Origin of the sequence: Amycolatopsis thermalba (assembly GCF_003385215.1) — a bacterium.
Taxonomy (GTDB): domain Bacteria; phylum Actinomycetota; class Actinomycetes; order Mycobacteriales; family Pseudonocardiaceae; genus Amycolatopsis_E; species Amycolatopsis_E thermalba.
In genome coordinates this window covers 1-20,385 of record NZ_PQHW01000014.1, presented here as the reverse complement: position 1 = coordinate 20,385, position 20,385 = coordinate 1, and the positions used below count along the sequence as shown (strand labels likewise).

The 20,385-nt window shown below is 72.4% G+C and carries 16 protein-coding genes; 10 read left to right on the top strand and 6 right to left on the bottom strand.

Annotated elements, in window-relative coordinates:
- Positions 1-71: 71 nt before the first annotated feature.
- Positions 72-2,687 (bottom strand): putative bifunctional diguanylate cyclase/phosphodiesterase, encoded by a 2,616-nt coding sequence (locus tag D0D15_RS08590; RefSeq protein WP_115944356.1) that lies wholly within the window; start codon positions 2,685-2,687, stop codon positions 72-74.
- 510 nt (positions 2,688-3,197) lie between these two features.
- Here D0D15_RS08590 and lon point away from each other — a divergent pair.
- Positions 3,198-5,591 (top strand): endopeptidase La, encoded by a 2,394-nt coding sequence (gene lon, locus D0D15_RS08585; protein ID WP_094003867.1) that lies wholly within the window; start codon positions 3,198-3,200, stop codon positions 5,589-5,591.
- A 52-nt stretch (positions 5,592-5,643) separates the two neighbouring features.
- Here the strand turns inward: lon and D0D15_RS08580 are convergent, their stop codons facing one another.
- Positions 5,644-6,282: a DedA family protein gene (locus tag D0D15_RS08580; RefSeq protein WP_094003866.1), complete on the bottom strand. Its 639-nt coding sequence runs from the start codon at positions 6,280-6,282 to the stop codon at positions 5,644-5,646.
- A gap of 108 nt (positions 6,283-6,390) precedes the next feature.
- On the opposite strand from D0D15_RS08580, the gene D0D15_RS08575 reads away from it, so the two are divergent.
- The 3 genes from D0D15_RS08575 (at position 6,391) to D0D15_RS08560 (ending at position 9,411) form a co-directional block, all read left to right on the top strand.
- Positions 6,391-7,539: a sensor histidine kinase gene (locus D0D15_RS08575; protein WP_094003865.1), complete on the top strand. Its 1,149-nt coding sequence runs from the start codon at positions 6,391-6,393 to the stop codon at positions 7,537-7,539.
- The gene (locus tag D0D15_RS08570; RefSeq protein ID WP_094003864.1) at positions 7,530-8,174 is read left to right on the top strand and encodes a response regulator transcription factor; all 645 of its coding nucleotides are present in this window, start codon (positions 7,530-7,532) and stop codon (positions 8,172-8,174) included. The genes D0D15_RS08575 and D0D15_RS08570 overlap by 10 nt, the downstream gene beginning before the upstream one ends.
- Positions 8,175-8,472: 298 nt before the next feature.
- Positions 8,473-9,411, top strand: a complete 939-nt coding sequence (locus D0D15_RS08560; protein ID WP_094003863.1) for a sporulation protein — start codon at positions 8,473-8,475, stop codon at positions 9,409-9,411.
- Here D0D15_RS08560 and D0D15_RS08555 read toward each other — a convergent pair whose 3' ends face one another.
- Together D0D15_RS08555 and D0D15_RS08550 are read right to left on the bottom strand one after the other, a co-directional pair.
- Positions 9,412-10,872, bottom strand: coding sequence for a multicopper oxidase family protein (locus tag D0D15_RS08555; RefSeq protein WP_115944355.1), 1,461 nt, complete (start codon positions 10,870-10,872; stop codon positions 9,412-9,414).
- On the bottom strand, positions 10,869-11,078 hold the full coding sequence (locus D0D15_RS08550; protein ID WP_094003861.1) for a DUF5957 family protein: 210 nt from the start codon (positions 11,076-11,078) through the stop codon (positions 10,869-10,871). The genes D0D15_RS08555 and D0D15_RS08550 overlap by 4 nt, the downstream gene beginning before the upstream one ends.
- Positions 11,079-11,185: 107 nt before the next feature.
- On the opposite strand from D0D15_RS08550, the gene D0D15_RS08545 reads away from it, so the two are divergent.
- Both D0D15_RS08545 and D0D15_RS08540 read left to right on the top strand, forming a co-directional pair.
- Positions 11,186-12,298 (top strand): sensor histidine kinase, encoded by a 1,113-nt coding sequence (locus D0D15_RS08545; protein ID WP_233157093.1) that lies wholly within the window; start codon positions 11,186-11,188, stop codon positions 12,296-12,298.
- Positions 12,295-12,957 (top strand): response regulator, encoded by a 663-nt coding sequence (locus D0D15_RS08540; protein ID WP_094003859.1) that lies wholly within the window; start codon positions 12,295-12,297, stop codon positions 12,955-12,957. Before D0D15_RS08545 ends, D0D15_RS08540 begins: the two co-directional genes overlap by 4 nt.
- On the opposite strand, the gene D0D15_RS08535 is transcribed toward D0D15_RS08540, so the two are convergent.
- Entirely contained in the window at positions 12,951-13,553 is a 603-nt protein-coding gene (locus D0D15_RS08535; RefSeq protein ID WP_094003858.1) for a TetR/AcrR family transcriptional regulator, read from the bottom strand. The genes D0D15_RS08540 and D0D15_RS08535 overlap by 7 nt on opposite strands.
- A 53-nt stretch (positions 13,554-13,606) precedes the next feature.
- On the opposite strand from D0D15_RS08535, the gene D0D15_RS08530 reads away from it, so the two are divergent.
- From D0D15_RS08530 to D0D15_RS08515, 4 genes are all read left to right on the top strand, one after another.
- On the top strand, positions 13,607-14,938 hold the full coding sequence (locus D0D15_RS08530) for an MFS transporter (protein ID WP_115944354.1): 1,332 nt from the start codon (positions 13,607-13,609) through the stop codon (positions 14,936-14,938).
- 153 nt (positions 14,939-15,091) lie between these two features.
- Positions 15,092-16,255 carry a glycosyltransferase family 4 protein gene (locus D0D15_RS08525; RefSeq protein ID WP_094003856.1) on the top strand — a complete coding sequence of 388 codons (1,164 nt, stop codon included), beginning with the start codon at positions 15,092-15,094 and terminating at the stop codon, positions 16,253-16,255.
- Positions 16,252-18,372, top strand: a complete 2,121-nt coding sequence (locus tag D0D15_RS08520) for an amylo-alpha-1,6-glucosidase (protein ID WP_094003855.1) — start codon at positions 16,252-16,254, stop codon at positions 18,370-18,372. The genes D0D15_RS08525 and D0D15_RS08520 overlap by 4 nt, the downstream gene beginning before the upstream one ends.
- Positions 18,373-18,478: 106 nt before the next feature.
- Positions 18,479-19,495 carry an ABC transporter substrate-binding protein gene (locus tag D0D15_RS08515; RefSeq protein WP_233157092.1) on the top strand — a complete coding sequence of 339 codons (1,017 nt, stop codon included), beginning with the start codon at positions 18,479-18,481 and terminating at the stop codon, positions 19,493-19,495.
- Positions 19,496-19,771: 276 nt separating this feature from the next.
- On the opposite strand, the gene D0D15_RS08510 is transcribed toward D0D15_RS08515, so the two are convergent.
- Positions 19,772-20,299, bottom strand: a complete 528-nt coding sequence (locus tag D0D15_RS08510) for a phosphopantetheine-binding protein (RefSeq protein WP_244214939.1) — start codon at positions 20,297-20,299, stop codon at positions 19,772-19,774.
- Between the last annotated feature and the right edge of the window lie 86 nt (positions 20,300-20,385).

The window sequence follows — 20,385 nt, the reverse complement described above, 5'->3', positions numbered from 1 at the left end:
CCAACGTCTGAACGTTGAAGCCTCGAAGAGATTACATCCCCGGCCGGAGGGCCCGTGCAGGGGGGTCCCTTTTACGTCAGGAGCGTCAGCACCGTCTCCATCTTGCGCCCCGTCGACCGGGCCGTGCGGGCCTGCAACCAGGCCTCCAGGCGGTCCTCGGCCAGCGGGCGGGAGATCAGGTACCCCTGGGCGACGTCGCAGCCCATCGCCTCCAGCTGGTCCCGCGCCACGTCCTCCTCGACGCCCTCGGCGACGACCGCCAGCCCCAGCGAATGCCCCAGCTCGACGATCGACCGGACCACCGCCAGATCCCCGAGGTCGGTGCCCATGCCGAGGACGAAGCTCTTGTCGATCTTGACCTCGTCCACCGGCAGCTGCCGCAGGTAGGCCAGCGACGAGTAGCCGGTGCCGAAGTCGTCGACCGCCAGCACGATGCCCAGCCCGTGCAGCTCGCGCAGGATCGGCAGCGCCTTCTGCGGATCGGCCATCACCCCGGACTCGGTCAGCTCGAAGGTGAGCAGCTCGGGCGGCACGCCGAACTTCCGCAGCGCCTCGACGACCTTGGCCGGGAAGTCCTCGTCGGCCAGGTTCCGCACGGACAGGTTGACCGCGACGGAGATCCGCAGCCCCTCGTCCATCCACTTGCGCACCCGGATCAGCGACTGCTCCAGCACGAACCCGGTCAGCAGCAGGACCAGGCCGGCGGCCTCGACCGCGGGCACGAACTCGTCCGGGTCGAGCCGGCCGAACTCGGGGTGCTGCCAGCGCACCAGCGCCTCCACGCCGAGGACCTGCTTGCTCGGCAGCGACACCTTCGGCTGGTAGTGGACGCTGACCTGGCCCTCCTCGATGGCCTGCCGGAACTGGGTGACCATCTGGAACCGGCGCAGGAAGATCTGGCCCATGCTGGGCACGTACCCACGGACCTCTTCGCCGCCGCGGGTGGCCCGCACGGCGACGTCGGCCCGCTGGAGCAGGCCGTCCACGTCGCCGTGGTCGAGGGTGTCGTCGTCGGCCGCCGAGGCGTAGCCGACCATCGCGTTGGCCTCGACCGTGAGCCGGTCGACCGGGTAGGGCACGGACAGCTGCGCGCGCAGCCGATCGGCCACGTCGTGCACGTCCTGGCCGCGCACCCCGGTGAGCAGGGCGGCGAAGGACGCGCCCTCCAGGCGGGCCAGGGGGACGTCGGGGCCGAGGGCGTCGCGCAGGCGGCGTCCGGCGGCGACCACCATCCGGTCCGCCCACGCGTAGCCCAGCGCGTCGCTGACCGCGGAGAACACGTCCAGGTCGATGCGCAGCACGGCGGAGTCGGGGTGCTCGGCGAGCGGCTCGCGCGCGACCTGCCGGAAGCCGGGCCGGTTGAGCAGGCCGGTCAGCGGGTCGTGGTAGGCGTCGTGGCGCAGGGTGGCGACCAGGCGGCGGTTGTCCAGCGCGGTCGCCAGGTGGCTGGCCATGGTGCCGAGCAGCTGCACGTCGTACTTGCCGAAGCCCCGCCACCGGGACAGGCGGTCGTGCGCCTCGACCACGCCGAGCAGCTGATTCGCGCTGCGCAGCGGCACCACCAGCGCCTCCTGCGCGCCGCGGCTGAGCAGTCCGGCGGCGATGTCGCTGTTGGCCTCGGTGATGCGGAAGTGCCGCACGTGCGAGCCGGGCAGGCGCAGCATCGGGTCGTCGGCGGGCAGGTCCGCCGTCGGCATCGGCTCCCCCGCGACGACGGCGCGCATGTCCGCGGTCGGTTCCAGGCGCAGCCGCAGCACCACGCGGCCGGCGGAGAGCTGGTCCTTGATGCGCTCGGCGATCGTCTGCCACTCGCTGACGTTCACCCCGGCCGCGAGGTCGTCGGCGCCGCTGGCCGGGCGCGCGGCGGCCTGCTGACCGGAGCGGGCGACCATCAGGCTGACGTCGGAGAGCGCCTCCATGTCCCGCTGCTCACGCAGCAGATCGGAGTAGGCCCAGTACAGCGCGGACAGGCCGGCGAAGACGGCGAGCACCAGCGGCCACGCGTTGGCCGTGCCGGCGATCACCAGGTAGCCGCTCAGGCCGACCGAGGCGTTGACGAACCCGACGACCAGGATGCGGCCGGTGAGCCGGAGCGCGGTGCCGATGCGCATGCGGCGGCGCAGCACCCGGACGGCGGCCAGCGCCAGCAGCGTGCTGGTCAGCGGCGCGGTCAGGGTGCCGGCGAGCGCGGCGGGCCAGGTCATCTCGGTGGTGCCCATGATCCGCTCGACCAGGCCGGCCACGGCGAACGCGCTGGTGATCTCCAGCAGGAACGCGCCGGCGTTGTAGAGCACGCGCCCGGAGACGCGGCGGACCAGGAGCGTGCTGATCCCGGCGACCAGGTGGGCCGCGAGGACGACCTCGAACGGCGCCACGAAGAAGCCGATGACCAGGGGGATCTCGGTGAAGGAGATGGTCCAGGAGATGCCGGACCGGACGTCGACGTTGATGCCGAGCTGCTCGGCGAGCAAGAAGGACAGGGCCAGCACCGGGCCGATCCACCACAGCTCCGCCGAACCGTGGAACGGCAGCCACAGCGACACGGCGACGGCGGTGAGCACGCCGACCGAGAAGACGGTCAGCGTGTAGACCCGGAAGCGGCGCTCGTCCGCCCGCGCCTCGGCACCACCAGCATTGGCGGCTGCCGCCGGGATGGGGCCGTCCGGCCTGCCATCAAAGTCCGGCATGCAACCTCCTTCCACCCATACGCCCCAGTGCGCCCGCCGGTACTCACCGCGCACGAGACGGTGATCTCGGTGCGAATGAGGGGATCACTGTACCCCGGAGGGCGTACTTCAGCCTCTTTCCGGCCGCCATGACATCACCTCATAGTTAACAACGTGCCAACTACGGTGACCAGCGGAGACTTACGGGTGAGATGGATCTTTTCGGCGATCGCTCCCGGTAATCGACGTTAAGCGCGTCGCCCGGCTACAACGCGTTCCCCGCGAGCCGCCGTGCTGCGCTCCCGCGCATTGATCGCGATTCAATCGCGATCGTGATTGAACAGCGCCGATGACTGTGCGTGGCCCGCCCGCGATGCGACGAGCGTCTCAGTCTCGCCAGCCGGGACCGCTGCCGGGCCAGCCCCGGTTTTATTCCCGGACGCCGTCCGCTGCGAGCGAACTACCTGCGGAAACAAACCGGCTCGCCGGAAAGTTGAGCTAGGCAGACTCAACCAGGTAGGGAGCAAACAGATGACCGACACCAGGCTCCTCCCCGTACTGCCCCTCGACGACGACGTCGTGCTGCCCGGCATGATCGTCCCGCTCGAACTCGACGACGCGGAGACCCGCGCCGCGGTCGACTCCGCCCAGGCGAAGGCGCCGTCGTTCCCGGGTATCCGGTCGCTCCCGGCCACGCAGGCCGAGGTCCTGATCGTCCCGCGGGTGCACGGGGAGTACGCCGAGCTGGGCGCCGTCGCGACCATCGAGCGCGTCGGCCGCATCCCCGGCGGCAAGGCCGCCGTCCTGCTGCGCGCCACCCGGCGCGCCCGGGTCGGCGAGAACGGCGACGGCCCCGGCGCGGCGCGCTGGGTGTACGCCGAGCCGGTCGCCGAGATCTCCGGCGAGCGGGCCCGCGCGCTGGCCGCCGAGTACAAGACCGTCGTGATCTCGATCCTCCAGCAGCGCGGCGGCTGGCAGATGATCGACGCGGTGCAGCAGGTCGAGGACCCGTCCGCGATCGCCGACCTGGCCGGCAACTCGCCGTTCCTGAGCACGGACCAGAAGCTGGAGCTGCTGACCGCGCTCGACGTCGCGACGCGGCTGGAGAAGGCACTGGAGTGGAGCCGGGAGTACCTGGCCGAGCTCGAGGTGACCGACACCATCCGCAAGGACGTCGCCGAGGGCATGGAGAAGCAGCAGAAGGAATTCCTGCTGCGCCGCCAGCTGGAGGCGATCCGCAAGGAGCTGGGCGAGCTGGACGGCACCGCCGACTCCGACGACTACCGCACCCGCGTGGAGCAGGCCGGCCTGCCCGAGCACGTCCGCACGGCCGCGCTGGCCGAGGTGGAGAAGCTGGAGCGCACCTCCGACGCCTCGCCGGAGGGCGGCTGGATCCGCACCTGGCTGGACACGGTCCTGGAGATCCCTTGGAATGACCGGACCACGGACGTCCACGACATCGCGGCGGCGCGGGCGGTGCTCGACGCGGACCACGCGGGCCTGGACGACGTGAAGGAACGCATCATCGAGTACCTGGCCGTGCGCGCCCGCCGCGCCGAAGCGGGCCAGGGACAGGTCGGCGGGCGGCACTCCGGAGCGGTGCTGGCGCTGGTCGGCCCGCCGGGTGTGGGCAAGACGTCGCTCGGTGAGTCGGTCGCGAAGGCGATGGGCCGCAAGTTCGTCCGCGTCGCGCTCGGCGGTGTCCGGGACGAGGCGGAGATCCGCGGCCACCGGCGCACCTACGTCGGCGCGCTGCCCGGCCGGATCGTCCGCGCCATCAAGGAGGCCGGGTCGATGAACCCGGTGGTCCTGCTCGACGAGGTGGACAAGGTGGGCGCCGACTACCGCGGCGACCCGACCGCGGCCCTGCTGGAGGTGCTCGACCCCGAGCAGAACCACACCTTCCGCGACCACTACCTCGAGGTCGAGCTGGACCTGTCGGACGTGGTGTTCCTCGCCACGGCCAACGCGCTGGAGACCATCCCCGGGCCGCTGCTGGACCGGATGGAACTGGTGACGCTGGACGGCTACACCGAGCACGAGAAGGTCGTCATCGGCCGCGACCACCTGCTCCCCCGCGAGCTGGAGCGGGCCGGGCTGGGCCGCGACGACGTGCGGTTCACCGACGCCGCGCTGAGCCGGATCGCCGCCGAGTACACCCGCGAGGCGGGCGTGCGCAACGCGAACCGGACCATCGCGAAGGTGCTGCGCAAGATCGCGACCCGGGTCGCGCTCGACGAGGCGACCCTGCCGGTGACCGTCGACGCGGCGGACCTGGAGGGCTACCTCGGCCGTCCGCGGCACCTGCCGGAGTCGGCGCTGCCCGCGTCGACCCAGCGGACCGCGACGCCGGGGGTGGCGACCGGGCTGGCCGTCACGGGTGCCGGCGGGGACGTCCTCTACATCGAGGCGTCGCTGGCCGATCCCGAGTCGGGCAGCTCCGGGCTCACCGTCACCGGGCAGCTGGGTGACGTGATGAAGGAGTCGGTGCAGATCGCACTGTCCTACCTGCGCTCGCACGGCGCCGAGCTGGAACTGCCGGTCGGCGACCTGAAGGACCGGGGCGTGCACGTCCACGTCCCCGCGGGCGCGGTGCCCAAGGACGGGCCGAGCGCCGGGATCACGATGACCACGGCGCTGGCGTCGCTGCTGTCCGGCCGTGTGGTGCGGGCCGACGTGGCGATGACCGGCGAGGTGTCGCTGACCGGCCGGGTCCTGCCGATCGGCGGGGTCAAGCAGAAGCTGCTGGCCGCGCACCGGGCCGGGGTGAAGACGGTGATCATCCCGCAGCGCAACGAGCCGGACCTGGACGACGTCCCCGCGGACGTGCTGGCCCAGCTCGACGTGCACCCGGTGTCGAACGTGCGGGAAGTCCTCGACCTGGCGCTGGCGCCGGCCACCACCCCCGTGGTCCAGGCCGCCTGACGCCCGCGAGCGAAGCCGCCCTCCCCTGCCCCCGGGGAGGGCGGCTTCGTGTTCACGCCCGCACGCGGTCGCGCAGTCGCGTGACGACGAACACCACCAGCGCGATCGCGACGGCGCCGATCACCGCGTACTGGAAGATCCCCGCGTAGTCGTTCATCACGTGCCAGTTCGCGCCGAGCAGGTAGCCGGCGAAGACGAACAGCGTGTTCCAGATCAGGCTGCCCAGCGTGGTGAGCACCAGGAACCGGCCGAACGGCATCCGTTCGATCCCCGCGGGCAGTGAGATCAGGCTGCGGAAGATCGGCACCATCCGGCCGAAGAACACCGCCTTGGTGCCGTGCTTGGCGAACCACGCCTCGGTGCGGTCGAAGTCGGACGCCTTGACCAGCGGGATCCGCAGCAGCAGCGCACGGGTCCGGTCGCGGCCGAGCAGCGCGCCCAGCCAGTAGACGATCACCGCGCCGGCGACCGAGCCGAACGTGGTCCAGGCCAGCGCTTCGAGCAGGCTGAACGTGCCCTGGCTGGCGGAGAACCCGGCGAGCGGCAGCACCAGCTCGCTCGGGATGGGCGGGAACAGGTTGTCCAGGCCGACGATGACGGCGGCGCCGAGCCCGCCGAGGGAGTCCATGAGGCCGACGGCCCAACCGGCGAGTCCCCCGAGCGGTTCGGCCTGTGCGAGGTGAAGATCCATGCTTTCGACGCTAGGAATCCGGGACGGCCGCGACCATGGGGTGCAGCACCCGATCATCCTGCGGAAAACCTCAGTACCGGGCGCGTGGAACCCCGCTAACCTCGGGATATGCCCACAGTGGACGTGCGCCGCGCGATGCGGGTGACGGCGGGGCTGGCGCTCGGTGGGCTGAGCGCGTTCGCCGAGGCGGTCTTCGTGATCGTGGCGACGCTCGCCCTCGCCGTGCCGGCCGCGCGCCCCGCCGTGTTCGGGGCCACGCGCTGGTTCGCCGAGCGGGACCGGTCGCGGCTGCGGCGGTACCTGGACTACCCCACCTCGGACGACTACCGGGACTCGCGTGCCCTGCGCTACCTCGGCACGCGCAGTGTGGTGGGCGGGCTCGGGGCGGGCATCTTCGTGCTGATCGCGCTGGGGGTGGCGGCGGCCGGGATCATGGTGTGGCAGCTGATCAGCGGGCACCCGCTGGGCGGCGGCGACCCGATCGGCGAGGATCAGGACTGGTACGACGCGCCCGGACTGCTGTTGATCGGCGTGTTGCTGGTCTTCCTGGCGGTGCAGGGGCTCATCGGGGTCGTCGCGCTGGAACGCCGGCTCGCGCACCACTTCTTCGGGCCCACGAAACAGGAACGGCTGCAGCGCCGCGTCGACGCGCTGACCCACAGCCGGGCCGAGGTGGTCGAGGCGGTGAACGACGAGCGGCGGCGCATCGAGCGCGACCTGCACGACGGGGTGCAGCAGCGGATCGTGTCGCTGGGCATGCTGCTCGGCCGCGCCCGCCGCGCGAAGGACCCGGAACGGGCGGAGGCGCTGTTGCGGCAGGCGCACGAGGAGACCCAGCTGGCGCTGCAGGAACTGCGGGACGTCGCGTGGCGGGTGTACCCGATCGCGCTGGACGAAGGCGGTCTGGGCACGGCGCTGGAGGCGCTGGCGGAGCGGTCGAGCCTGCCGGTCGGGCTGTCGTACGCGCTGGACGAGCGGGTGGATCCGGCGACCGAGACCGTCGCCTACTTCGTCGCGTCGGAGGCGGTCACGAACGCGATCAAGCACGCGGCGGCGAGCCGGATCGACATCGCCGTGGGGCGGACCGGCAGGATGCTGACCGTGACCATCAGCGATGACGGCGTGGGCGGCGCGCGGCCGGACGGCAACGGCTTGTCCGGGCTGGCCCGGCGGGTCGGCGCGGCGGACGGGGTGTTCACTGTGGACAGTCCGGCCGGCGGGCCGACGGTCGTGCGGGCGGAGCTGCCGTGCGCGTGATCCTGGCCGAGGACTCGACCCTGCTGCGCGAGGGCCTGATCCGGCTGCTCGCCGAGGAGGGCCACGAGGTGCTCGCCGCGGTCGGCAACGCGACGGAGCTGCTCGACGAGGTGTCCCGGGTGCGGCCGGACGTGGTGGTGACCGACATCCGGATGCCGCCCGACCACACCGACGAGGGATTGCGGGCGGCGCTGGAGATCCGGCGGCAGTGGCCGGAGGTCGGGGTGCTGGTGCTGTCCCAGTACGTCGAGAAGCGCTACGCGACCGAACTGATCACCGACGACGGCGGGCGGGTCGGGTACCTGCTCAAGGACCGGGTGATGCAGGTCGGCGAGTTCCTCGACGCGCTGGAGCGGGTGGGGTCCGGCGGGGCGGCGTTCGACCCGGAGGTCGTCCGGCGGCTGCTGGCGCGCACCACGCACGCCGACCCGCTCGCGACGCTGACCGCCCGGGAGCGCGAGGTGCTGGCGAAGATGGCCGAGGGGCACACGAACGCCGGCATCGCGGCCGAGCTGTACGTGTCGCAGTCCGCGGTGGAGAAGCACGTGAACGCGATCTTCGACAAGCTGGGGCTGAGCCATACGACCGGGTACAGCCGGCGGGTGCTGGCCGTGCTGCGATACCTGGGCTCCTGACCCACCGCGAGTCCCACATTCAGTACCGCGAGTCCCACATTCAGTACCGCGAGTCCCACGCTCGCCGTCGGCCCCCTGTGGAACTCGCGCGCGCGAGCGTGGAACTCGGGGCCGGGAGCGTGGGACTCGCGCGCGGGAACGTGGGACTCGCGCGCCGGAACGTGGAACTCGCGCGCCGGAGCGTGGGACTCGCGCGCCGGAGCGTGGGACTCGCGCGCGGGAGCGTGGGACTCGCGGGCGGTTGCCGGTAGTCTCGATCTTGAGCCTGATTTGTCTGGATCCCAGGAGGAACCCGTCCATGTTCAAGCGGATGCTCAGCGCCTTCGGCGTCGGTGGGCCGTCGGTCGACACCGTGCTCGACTCGCCCCATGCGGTGCCCGGTCAGGTGGTCACGGGGCAGGTCCGGATCCAGGGCGGGAGCGCCGACGCGGCCATCGACCAGGTCGTCCTGTCGCTGGTCACGCGGGTCGAGATCGAGCGCGGCGGGCACGAGTCCGCGGCCACCGGGGAGTTCCACCGCCAGCTGGTGCAGCAGGGGGTGCGGGTGCCGGCCGGTCAGCTGGTCACCGTGCCGTTCGAGCTGCGGCTGCCGTGGGAGACGCCCATCACCGCGGTCGGGGACACGCTGCTGCACGGCATGGCCGTCGGCGTGCGGACCGAGCTGGTGATCGCGGGCGCGCCGGACAAGGGTGACCTCGACCCGGTCCACGTGCACCCCCTGCCGTCGCAGGACCGGGTGCTGGACGCCTTCGGCCAGCTCGGCTTCCGGTTCCGCAACGCCGACGTGGAGGCCGGCCGCCTCTACGGCGTGCGCCAGGAGCTGGGTTTCTACCAGGAGATCGAGTTCTTCCCGCCCGCCGAGTTCGCCGGGCGGATCAACGAGGTCGAGCTGACGTTCGTCGCCGGACCGCACGATCTGGCCGTCGTCCTCGAGGCCGACCGCCGGGGCCGCTTCATGCAGGCCGGCGGCGACTCGTTCGGCCGCTTCCAGATGCCGCACCAGGACGCGGAGACCGCCGACTGGGCCGCGCTGATCGGCCAGTGGCTGGCCGAGGCCGCCCAGCGCGGCGGGCACTCCGCGTTCGGCAACCCGGCCTTCGGCGGCCACCACCACGGGCACCACGGCCGCGGGATGGGCATGGGCGGCGTGGTCGCCGGCGCGGCCGCGGGTGTCGTGGGCGGCATGGTCATGGGCGAGATGCTGGAAGAGGCCTTCGAGTTCGACGGCGAGGAGTGATCACCGCACCACGAAGTTCGCCATCATCATCATGTCCTCGTGTTCGAGGTTGTGGCAGTGCATCACGTACTTCCCGCGGTAGCCCTCGAACCGGACGAGCACCTCGGCCTGGTCACCGTTGCCCAGGTCGACCGTGTCCTTCCAGCCGTGCGCCGTGCCCGGGATCTGGAACGGCGCGAGGTGGATGTGGATCGGGTGCGGCACGTTCTGCGCCCGCAACCGCCACAGCTCGACCGTGCCCAGCGCCGGCTCGGCCACGACCCCGTCGGCGCTGAACGGCATCCCGTTGACCGTCCACAGTGTCATCCCGTGGTGTTCGGCCCCGCCGCGGCGGAACGTGAACTCGCGCTCCACCACCGCGTCCGCGCGGGACAGCGGCCGGACATCGGCCAGCCGGTCCGGGATGGCGCTGTCATCGGCCGCCCGCCGGGTGACCACGAACCGCATCACGCGCGCCGTGCCGTCCTCGCCCAGCCGGTTCAGCAGCGTGACCTCCTGGCCCGGCTGGTACGCCGAGAAGTCGATCACCACGTCGTACCGTTCGGCCTGCGCGATCTGCAGCTGGTCGTGCCGGACCGGCGCGGCGAGCAGCCCCTGGTCGCCGCCGATCTGCACGAACCCCGGCCCCGGCGGGTCCAGCGCGAGCCGGTAGCGGCGGGCGTTGGAGGCGTTCAGGATCCGGAACCGGTAGCGGGCCGCGTCCACCTCCATCACCGGCCAGGGCGCGCCGTTGACCAGGATGCAGTCGCCGAGCACGCCGCTGACGAAATCGTCGGTCACCCCGGGCTCGCCGAGCAGTGACGGATCGACCGAGGGGTAGGCGAAGGAACCGTCGGCGGCGAACGACCGGTCGGTGATCATCAGCGGCACCTCCCGCTCGCCACGCGGCAGGGGCAGCGCGTCCTCCTCGTCGTCGCGGATCAGGTGGAACCCGGCGAGACCGCGGTAGACCTGCGGGCCGGTGAAGTCGGCCCGGTGGTCGTGGTACCAGAGCGTGGCCGCCGGCTGGTCCAGCGGATAGACGTACTCGCGCGCCGCGCCGGGTGCGACCAGGTCCAGCGGGTAGCCGTCGTGCTCGGGCGGGGTCCGGCCGCCGTGCAGGTGCACCACCACGGGCACGCCCAGCTCGTTGCGGTGCCGCACGACGGTGGTCTGCCCGCGGCGGGTTTCGATCGTGGGGCCGGGGAAGATGCCGTCGTAACCCCAGACCGTCGTGCGCAGGCCGGGCAGGATCTCCACGTCGGCGGCCCGCTGGGTGATCTCGTAGTGGCCGGGCCGGACCGGTCGCAGCACCGGCGCGGCCGGCAGCGGCACGGTGAACGGCTCGGGCAGCTTCGCCGCGCTGCGCAACAGCGTGCCCGCGCTGGACTCGGTCTCGGTGTTCGAGCCGCCGCTCGCGCAGCCCGCCACCAGCAGGCCGGCCGCGGTGACCCGGAACAGGCCGCGCCGGGACAGGTTCATCGGTTCCGCCTCCGCTGGTCGATCAGCACGGCGACGACAGCGCCCGCGACGGCGAGCAGTTGTGGCCCGAAGCCGATCACGAACGTCCAGGGCGCGTCGACCTGGCCGTCCCGCGCGGCGAGCCGCCCGACGAGTTCGCTGAAGACCAGAAATCCCACCGCGAGGCCGACGAACAGGCCGAGGATGGCGACACCCAGGGTTCTCATGGCGCCCAACGTAGGCGGATCCGCGCCGCCCGTCGTCCGTCCGCAAGCGACGGAACAGTCAACATCCGACGACTGTGCGACGGCGCCGGCCTGGCTATTCTCACCAGGTGAGCGAGCGAAAGCGGGTGCTCGCCGACGCCGCTCTCGGGGTCGCGACCTCCACCGTGGTGGCCGTCGCCATCGCGATGGACCTCGGCGGCGCGCGGGCACCCGATCCGGTGGCGTACCTGTTCGCGCTGTGCCTCGGCGCGCTGATGCTCGTGCGCCGCCGGTTCCCGGTGCTGGCGCTGGCCGCGACGGCGGCCGGGCTGCTCGCCTACTACGCGGCCGGGTACCCGCCGGTCGGGCTGGCGCTGCCCGTCGCGGCGGCCCTGTTCTCCGCGGCCGAAGCCGGGAAGGCGCGCGTCGCGGCGGTGGTGGCGGCGGCGTTGGTGCTGGTCAGCACGGTCTTCCGGTTGCGGCAGGGCGAGAACCCGGACTACCTGCTGGGCTTCGAGCTGGCGTCGACGGTCGGGCTGATGCTGAGCGCGATCGCGCTGGGGGCGTTGCGCGCCGAACAGCGCCGCACCGCGCGGCAGGCGGCCGCGGAACGGGAGTGGGAGGCCCGGCGCCGGGTCGAGGAGGAACGGCTGCGGATCGCGCGGGACCTGCACGACGCCGTCGGGCACACGCTGGCCGTGGTGTCGGTGCAGGCCAGCGTTGCCGCCGAGGCGCTGGACGACGATCCGGACGCGGCCCGCTCCGCGCTGACGACCCTGCGGCTGGCCGCCGACGAAGCCGCCCACGACCTGCGCATCACGCTCGGCCTGCTGACCGACGACTCCGGCCGCGCCCCGGTGGGCAGCCTGCGGCACCTGGACGCCCTGGTCACCGCGACCGTCCGAAGTGGTCTGGCGGTGACCGTGTCCACCGAGGGCGAACCGGTCGCGTTGCCCGCCGCGGTGGACACGACGGCGTACCGGATCGTGCAGGAGGCCCTGACCAACTGTCTCCGCCACGCCCGGGCGAGCAAGGCGGAGGTGCGGGTGCGGTACGAACCGGACCGGCTGCGGATCCAGGTCCGCGACGACGGCGCCGGCGCCGAACTGCCGGTCCGCACCGGCCGCGGGCTGGACGGGATGCGGGACCGGGCCGAACTGCTGGGCGGGTCGGTGGCGCTGGATTCCCGCCCGGGCGCGGGTTTCCGGATCGACGCGAGCCTGCCGGTGGAGCCGCGATGATCCGGGTGGCGCTCGCCGACGACCAGCACCTGATGCGGGCCGGTCTGTCCGCGCTGCTCGCCCGCGCCGACGACATCACCGTCGTGGGCGAGGCCGCCGATGGCGCGGAGGCGGTGACGCTCGCGCTGACCGCGCGGCCGGACGTCGTGCTGATGGACATCCGCATGCCCGGCGTGGACGGCATCGAGGCCACGCGGCGCATCGTCGCCGACCCGCGGTTGCGCGCCGTGCGGGTCGTCGTGTTGACCACCTTCGACACCGACGAGCACATCCTCGACGCGATCCGCGCCGGGGCCTCGGGTTTCCTGCTCAAGAACACCGAGCCCGGCGACCTGCGGGCGGCCGTGCGCACGGTGGCCGGCGGGGAGGCGTTGCTGTCGCCGTCGGTGACCCGGCGCGTGATGGCGGCGGTCGCGCGGGGGCACCGGACCGACCCGGCGCGGCTGGCGCACCTGACCGGGCGGGAACGGGAGCTGCTCGCCGAGGTCGCCGCGGGCCGGTCCAACGACGAGATCGCCGGGCGGCTGTTCCTGAGCCCGGCCACCACCCGCACCTACGTGAGCCGCCTGCTGTCCAAACTGGACGCCCGGGATCGCGCGCAGCTGGTGCACATCGCCTACGAGACCGGTCTGGTCCGTCCCGGCGACGCCGGTCAGTGACCGCAGCCGCGCCACCGCGGCGTGACCACCCCGGCCAGCACCACGTCCACCACCTGCTCCGCCAGGTTCCCGGTGACCGGTAGGTGTCCGAAGAGGACGCGGTAGTAGGTGGTGGATGCCAGCATGTCGAGCACGAGACCCAGGTCGAGGTCCGGGTCGAGGTCGCCGCGCTCGATGCCCCGGCGCAGGGCCTGCGCGGTGGACGCCCGTCGCGTGTGGAAGTAGTCGCGCAGGAACACCGCCGAAAGTTCCGGATCGTCGGCGAGGTCGGCGACCAGGGCGGGCAGCACGCGCCGTCCGATCCTGGTGGTGAAGGCCTCGCTGAGCGTCCGGATCCCGGCGATGAGATCGCAGCGCGTGCACCCGGTGTCCGGCGTGGGCACCGCGCCGACGGTGGCCACCAGTGCGTCGACGACCAGGTGCTGGCGCCCGCGCCACCGGCGGCGCAACGCGGGCTTGCTCGTGCCCGCCCGGCTCGCCACGGCTTCCAGCGTGAGGCCCGCGTAGCCCACCTCGTTCAGCAGGTCCACCGTCGCCTCGCGGACAGCCCCGTCGATGCGCTCGTCGCGTGGCCGTCCCGCCCGGGTGCTCGTCACAGGGCCCATCCTAGCACTTCCATTCCGTTCCGATACGTAACATAATTGCCGCCATGACTGTCTCCTCGACTTCCGAGGGTGTGCTCTCGCCCCGCTACCGGGCTCGCACCGTCGGCATCGTGCTCACCGTCGGACTGGTCGCGCTCGAGTCCCTCGGCGTGGCGACCATCCTCCCGGACATCTCCCGCCTGCTCGGCGGCCTCGGCTCCTACGGCTGGGCGCTGGCCGCGCTGATGCTGGCGAACATCGTCGGCACCGTCCTCGCCGGTCACGCCGCCGACCGCGGCGGGCCGGCCCGCCCACTGGCCGCCGGGGTGATCGCGAGCGCGCTCGGCAGCGCGCTGGCCGGTCTCGCCCCGTCGTGGACGCTGTTCCTGCTCGGCCGGTTCACGCAGGGCCTCGGCGTCGGCGCGGTGATGGCGATGGCCTACACCTTGATCGGGCTGGTCTACCCGGAACGCCTGCGTGCCCGCATGTTCGCGCTGCTGTCCTCGGCCTGGACGATTCCGTCCCTGGTCGGCCCGGTCGTCGCGGCGGCGGTGGCGAGCACGGTCGGCTGGCGGTGGGTGTTCCTGGCCATGATCCCGCTCGCCGCGATCGCGGCCTGGTGCACGCTCCCCGGCCTGACCACGCCGGCCACCCCGGCGCCGGACGGCTCCCGCTGGCGTCCGCTGGTCGCCAGCGTCGCACTCGCCGCGGGCACCGCCGTCGTCCTGGCCGCGCTGGAACTCCACACCGCCGCGGTGCTGGTCCCGCTCGCCGCGGCCGGGCTGGTTCTCGCCGTGGTCGCGCTGCGGCACGTCACCCCGGCCGGGACCCTCACCGTCCGGCGCGGGGTGCCGGCCGGGGTGGTCGTGCGGTTCCTGCTGTGTGCGGTGTACTTCGGCACGGAGGCGTTCCTGCCGCTGGGGCTGACCGAGCTGCGGCACGTGAGCGCGTTCGAGGCCGGGCTGGGGCTGTCGGCCGGGGCGCTGAGCTGGGTGGCCGGCTCCGCGGTGCAGGCGAAGTGGGACCGCAACCGGCGGGCGGCGGTGGGGCTGGGCTTCGCGGTCCTGGTGGCCGGGGTGGCCGTGCTGGCCTACGGCGTGCTCGTCGGCCCCGGGCTGCTCGCGGTGCTCGGCTGGGTGATCGGCGGGTTCGGCATGGGTGTCGCGTTCAACGCCGCCACCACCGAAACGCTCGGCCGTGCCGCGGACGGGCAGCAGGGATCGGTCAGCGCGGCGCTCCAGCTGGCACAGACCCTGGCGACGGCGGTCGCGAGTGGACTCGGCGGCGCGCTCATCGCCGCCCAGGGTGCGGCGGCACCGGCGTTCCTGGCGGTCTTCGCCGGCACCGCGGTGCTCGGCCTCGCTGGCGTCCTCGCGGCCCGGCGGATCACCGTGTGACGCAGATCTCGCCCACCCGGAGCTTGCCGAGGCGATCACCGCTGTATTAGCACTCTTAACAGGAGAGTGCTAATTGCATAGACGGTCCGAGGAGGCAGCTTGAGCAGCACGCATCGCCCCGCGTGGAAAGCCCGATCTGTTTCGCACGCCGCCGTGCGCCGCGACGACCCCGACCGCCCGCTCCGCGTGGCGATGGTCGTCCCGCCCTACTTCGACGTTCCGCCCAAGGCGTACGGCGGGGTCGAGGCGGTGGTCGCCGACCTCGCGGACGCCCTCGTCGACCGCGGGCACCAGGTCACCCTGATCGGGGCCGGCCGCCCCGGCACCAAGGCGCGGTTCGTGCCGGTGTGGGACCGCACCGTCCCGGAGCTGCTGGGCGAGCCCTACCCCGAGGTGATACACGCGATCGCCGCCCGCCGGGCCGTGCAGCGCCTCGCCGCGACCGAGGGTGTCGACGTGGTGCACGACCACTCGCTGGCCGGGCCGCTCAACGCCCCCGCTTACGGTGTGCCGACGGTGGCGACCGTGCACGGCCCGGTGGGCGAGGACATGGCGCGCTACTACGCCGAACTGGGCGACGACGTGCACCTGGTGGCGATCAGCAACCGGCAGCGAGAGCTGGCGCCGGGCCTGAACTGGATCGGCACCGTCCACAACGCACTGCGGCTCGCCGACTGGCCTTATCAGTCCGAAAAGGACGACTACGCGCTGTTCCTCGGCCGGTTCCACCCGGACAAGGCGCCGCACCTGGCGCTGGAGGCCGCGCACCGCGCCGGGCTGCGGCTGGTGCTGGCCGGCAAGTGCGCCGAGCCGATCGAGAAGGAGTACTTCGAGCGGGAGGTCCGGCCGCGGCTCACCGAGAACGACCACGTGTTCGGCGTCGCCGACGCGACCGCGAAGCGCGAGCTGCTCGCCAAGGCCCGCTGCCTGCTCTTCCCGATCCAGTGGGAGGAGCCGTTCGGGATGGTCATGATCGAGGCGATGGCGTGCGGCACCCCGGTCGTGGCGCTGCGGTCCGGCGCGGTGCCGGAGGTCGTCGTCGACGGCGTCACCGGACTGGTGCGTGACCACCCCGCCGACCTGGCGCAGGCCCTGCGCGACGTCCGCCACCTCGACCCGGCGAAGTGCCGCGCCCACGTCGCCGAGCACTTCGACGTCGGCGGGCTGGGCGCGGGTTACGAGGCCGCGTACCGGCGGGCGGTCGAGGTCAGCCGCCTGCGGCGGGACTACGCGGCACTGGACTCGGCGCTCGACCGCGCGTACGACCAGATGGACAACGACGGCCCCGCCCTGCAGCCATCCGGAGGACGGCCATGACGCCGGAGGCGTTCAACGCCGGCGAACCGGTGCCCGTGACCAGCGCGGGCGGCACGGTCACGCTCGTCGAGGGCAGCACGTTCTGCCTGTCCGGCACGAACGGCGACATCCAGCCGGGCACCTCGCACGGCCTGTTCTTCCGGGACGCGCGGCTGATCTCGCGGTGGGAGCTGCGGCTGGACGGGCAGGCCCCGCACCCGCTGTCGGTCCTCTCGCCGGAGGCGTTCGCGGCGCAGTTCGTGCTGCGCCGCAACCCGAAGCCGGGCCAGGCCGACAGCACGCTGCTGCTGGTGCGGGAACGCCTGGTCGGCGACGGCCTGCGGGAGACGATCACGCTGCGGAACCTGGGCCGGGAGAACACCGTCGCGACGCTGACCCTGCACGTCGACGCGGACTTCTCGGACCTGTTCGCGGTCAAGGAGGGCCGTCCCGCGCACGGCGGGGCGGACGCCACCGTGGCCGGGTCGGAACTGCTGCTGCGCGACCGGTCCGACGGCTCGCGTGGCCTGTCGGTGAGCGCCACCGCGGACCCGCTCACCGCGCCCGGTGTGCTGAACTGGCGCGTCGTCGTGCCCGCGCGCGGTGAGTGGTCGACCGAGATCGTGGTGCAGCCGACCGTCGGGAACCGGCGGGTGCGGCCGCAGTTCGACCGCGGCGAGGAGGTCGAGGCGAGCGGCCCGGCGCGCAAGATCCGGGCCTGGCGCGACGTGAGCACGGTGATCGCGGCCGACGACCCGGTGCTCACGCAGGTGTTGCAGCGCACCGAAAGCGACCTCGGCGCGTTGCAGATCCACGACAGCAGCCAGGACGGCCGCCCGTTCGTCGCGGCCGGCGCGCCGTGGTTCATGACCCTGTTCGGCCGGGACAGCCTGCTCACCGCGTGGATGGCGCTGCCGCTGGACGTCGGCCTCGCGCTGGGCACGCTGGAGACGCTGGCGGAACTGCAGGGCAAGCGCGTCGACCCGCTGACCGAGGAGGAACCCGGGCGGATCCTGCACGAGCTGCGGCTCGGCCCGGACAGCGACCAGGTGCTCGGCGGCAGCCACTACTACGGCACGGTGGACGCGTCGCCGTTGTTCGTCATGCTGCTGGCCGAGTGCTGGCGCTGGGGTGCGGGCGAGACCGCGGTGCGGGCGCTGCTGCCGGCGGCGGACGCGGCTCTGGAGTGGCTGGAGCGCTACGGCGACCGCGACGGCGACGGGTTCGTCGAGTACCGGCGGGCGACCGACCGCGGTCTGCTCAACCAGGGCTGGAAGGACAGCTTCGACGGCATCAACGACGCGGCCGGGCGGCTGGCGACCACGCCGATCGCGTTGTGCGAGGTCCAGGGCTACGCCTACGCGGCCTGGCTGGCGCGCGCCGAGCTGGCCGACGCGTTCAACGACCCGGCCACCTCCGCGCGCTGCCGCGAGCGGGCCGAACGGTTGCGGGAGCGGTTCGCGGAGGCGTTCTGGCTGCCGGACCAGGGCTGGTACGCCGTCGCGCTGGACGGGCGCAAGCAGCCGCTGGACGCGTTGACCAGCAACACCGCGCACTGCCTGTGGTCGGGCATCGCGACCGACGAGCACGCGGCCGTGCTGATCGAGCGGCTCAGCCGGCCGGAGATGGACAGCGGGTACGGGCTGCGGACGCTGTCCTCGGCGATGGGCGCCTACAACCCGATGAGCTACCACAACGGATCGGTGTGGCCGCACGACACGGCGATCGCGGTGGCCGGGCTGCTGCGGTACGCGCACCTGCCGGGCGCGGTGGACCTGGCGCAGCGGCTGGCGACCGGGCTGCTCGACGCGGCGGCGTCGTTCGGCGGGCGGCTGCCCGAGCTGTTCTGCGGGTTCTCGCGGTCGGAGTTCAGCCCGCCGATCCCCTACCCGACGTCGTGTTCACCGCAGGCGTGGGCGAGCGCGGCGCCGCTGCTGCTGGTGCGGTCGTTCCTCGGGCTCGAACCGCACGTTCCGCAGCAGCGGCTGGCGGTGCGCCCGCACCTGCCGGGGCAGTGGGGCCGGGTGCGGTTGTCGGACCTGCGGCTCGGGGAGCTGACCGTGCACGTCGAGGCAGATCACGAAGTGGCCAAGGTTCGGGGGCTGCCGGAGGGCTGGGACCTGCGCGTAGCTGGGTGAACGCGGTTCCGGGGTGATCCGCGTCGCAAGCTGCGGGGTTGATTCCTTAGGTTAGCCTTGCTTGACTTGGCGCACTTTGTCGCAGTTCCTTCGAAAGGGTGTTGCCATGTCTCGCAGGGTTCGCCTGCCCGGACTCCGCTCGCTCGTGGCCGCTTCGGTCGCGGGCGTGCTCGGCCTCGGGCTCGTGGCGTGTGGCAATGTGCAGGATTCGTCGACGCAGACGGCGTCCTCAGCGAGTGCCGACGCGTCGGCCTTCCCGGTGAGCATCACGCACAAGTTCGGCACCACGAAGATCGAGAAGGCCCCGCAGCGGGTGGTCGTGATCGGCACGTCGAGTGATGATCTCGACGCGGCGTTGGCTCTCGGTGTCACCCCGGTCGCGTACTTCAGCAAGGACGGCTCGGCGAGCGTGCCGCCGTGGCTGCAGGGCAAGATCGACCCGGCCAAGACGCAGATCATCGACGCGGCGAGCGGGGTCAACGCCGAGCAGGTCGGCGCGCTGACGCCGGACCTGATCCTGGCCACCGCGGACTACGGCCTGGAGCAGGAGTACGAAAACCTGGCCAAGATCGCGCCGACGATCGGGTACGCGACCGAGTGGGGCGCGCAGACGTGGCAGGAGCACGTGGACGTGGTCGCCCAGGCGCTGGGCAAGACCGGCGAGGCGGCTGCGGTGAAGGCCTCGGCCCAGGCCGCGATCGACCAGGTGAAGGCCCAGCACCCGGCGGCCGCGGGCAAGACGTTCACCGCGTCGGTGGGCAACACGGCGGGCAAGATGTTCACCCTGGCGTCCGAAAAGGACTTCGCGGTGCAGCTGCTGCAGTCGACGGGCCTCAAGCTGAGCCCGGCGGTGGCCGACGCGTCGAAGAACGAGTCCGGCAGCCCGACGGGCACGTTGACGCCGGAGCAGTACGACAAGCTCGCCGCTGATCTGGTGATCGTCGCCTTCACCTCGCCGGACCTGCAGCAGGCGTTCGAGAGAAACCAGCTGGTGTCCGGCATCAAGGCGGGCAACTACCTGGTGACCGACATGCAGACCATCTCGGCGCTGCGCTACCCGACGGTGCTGGACATCCCGTGGGTGCTGGAGAAGCTGAAGCCGGGGTTCGCGAAGCTGGGTTGATCTTCTGACCCAAGGGCCCTCCCCGCTGCGGCGGGGAGGGCCCTTTTCGTTGCCACACAACCGCCACCCGGCAACGAGAGCCAACCACCCCCACGAGCACCCCCCTCCCGCAACCCGATCCCCAGCCACATCGGTTGCCGAGCAGTCGGGTCAAGGCACGCTTTCCCGCCTTGACGCGACTGCTCGGCAACCGAACACTGAGAGATCGGGTTCGGGAGGGGCAAATCGGGGCGTAACGAAGCGAAGCCGGTGATTGAGAAACCCGCGTAGCGGACCTCACAACTGCGCGTTCAAATCCTCTTCGGACAGCGCGTCCACCTCCAGGTAGATCTCCGCCACCTGCTCCAGCCGCCCGGGCACCGCCTGGTCCGCCACCAACCGGGCAGCCATCGCGCCCACCGTCAGGCTCGAGAACAACGTCCGCACGCTCACCTCGGACGTGTCCAGCGCCTCCCGCAGCCGGCCGACGATCATCGTCGCCAGGACCGAATCACCCCCGAGCGCGAAGAACGGGTCGTCGCGGCCCACGCGGTCCACCTGCAGCACCTCGGCCCACACCTTGGCCAGCACCTGCTCCACCGGCGTCTCCGGGGCGACGTAACTGTCCGCCGACGCCTGCCAGTGCGCCGCCACCGCGCGGCGGTCCACCTTGCCGTTCGCCGTCAGCGGCAGGGCGTCCAGCACCACCACCCGCGCCGGGACCATGTGCGGCGGCAACAGCGTCCGGACGAACTCACGCACCTCGTCCCCGTCGACGGCACCCCCGACAGCCGCCACCAGCTGGTTCCCGGCCACCCCCGCCACGCCCCGGTGCACCCCTGTCTCTCACACACATCTCACGCTGCCGACGAATAGAGCGGTGTACATCTCCGTGGTGGCCCCACCCTTCA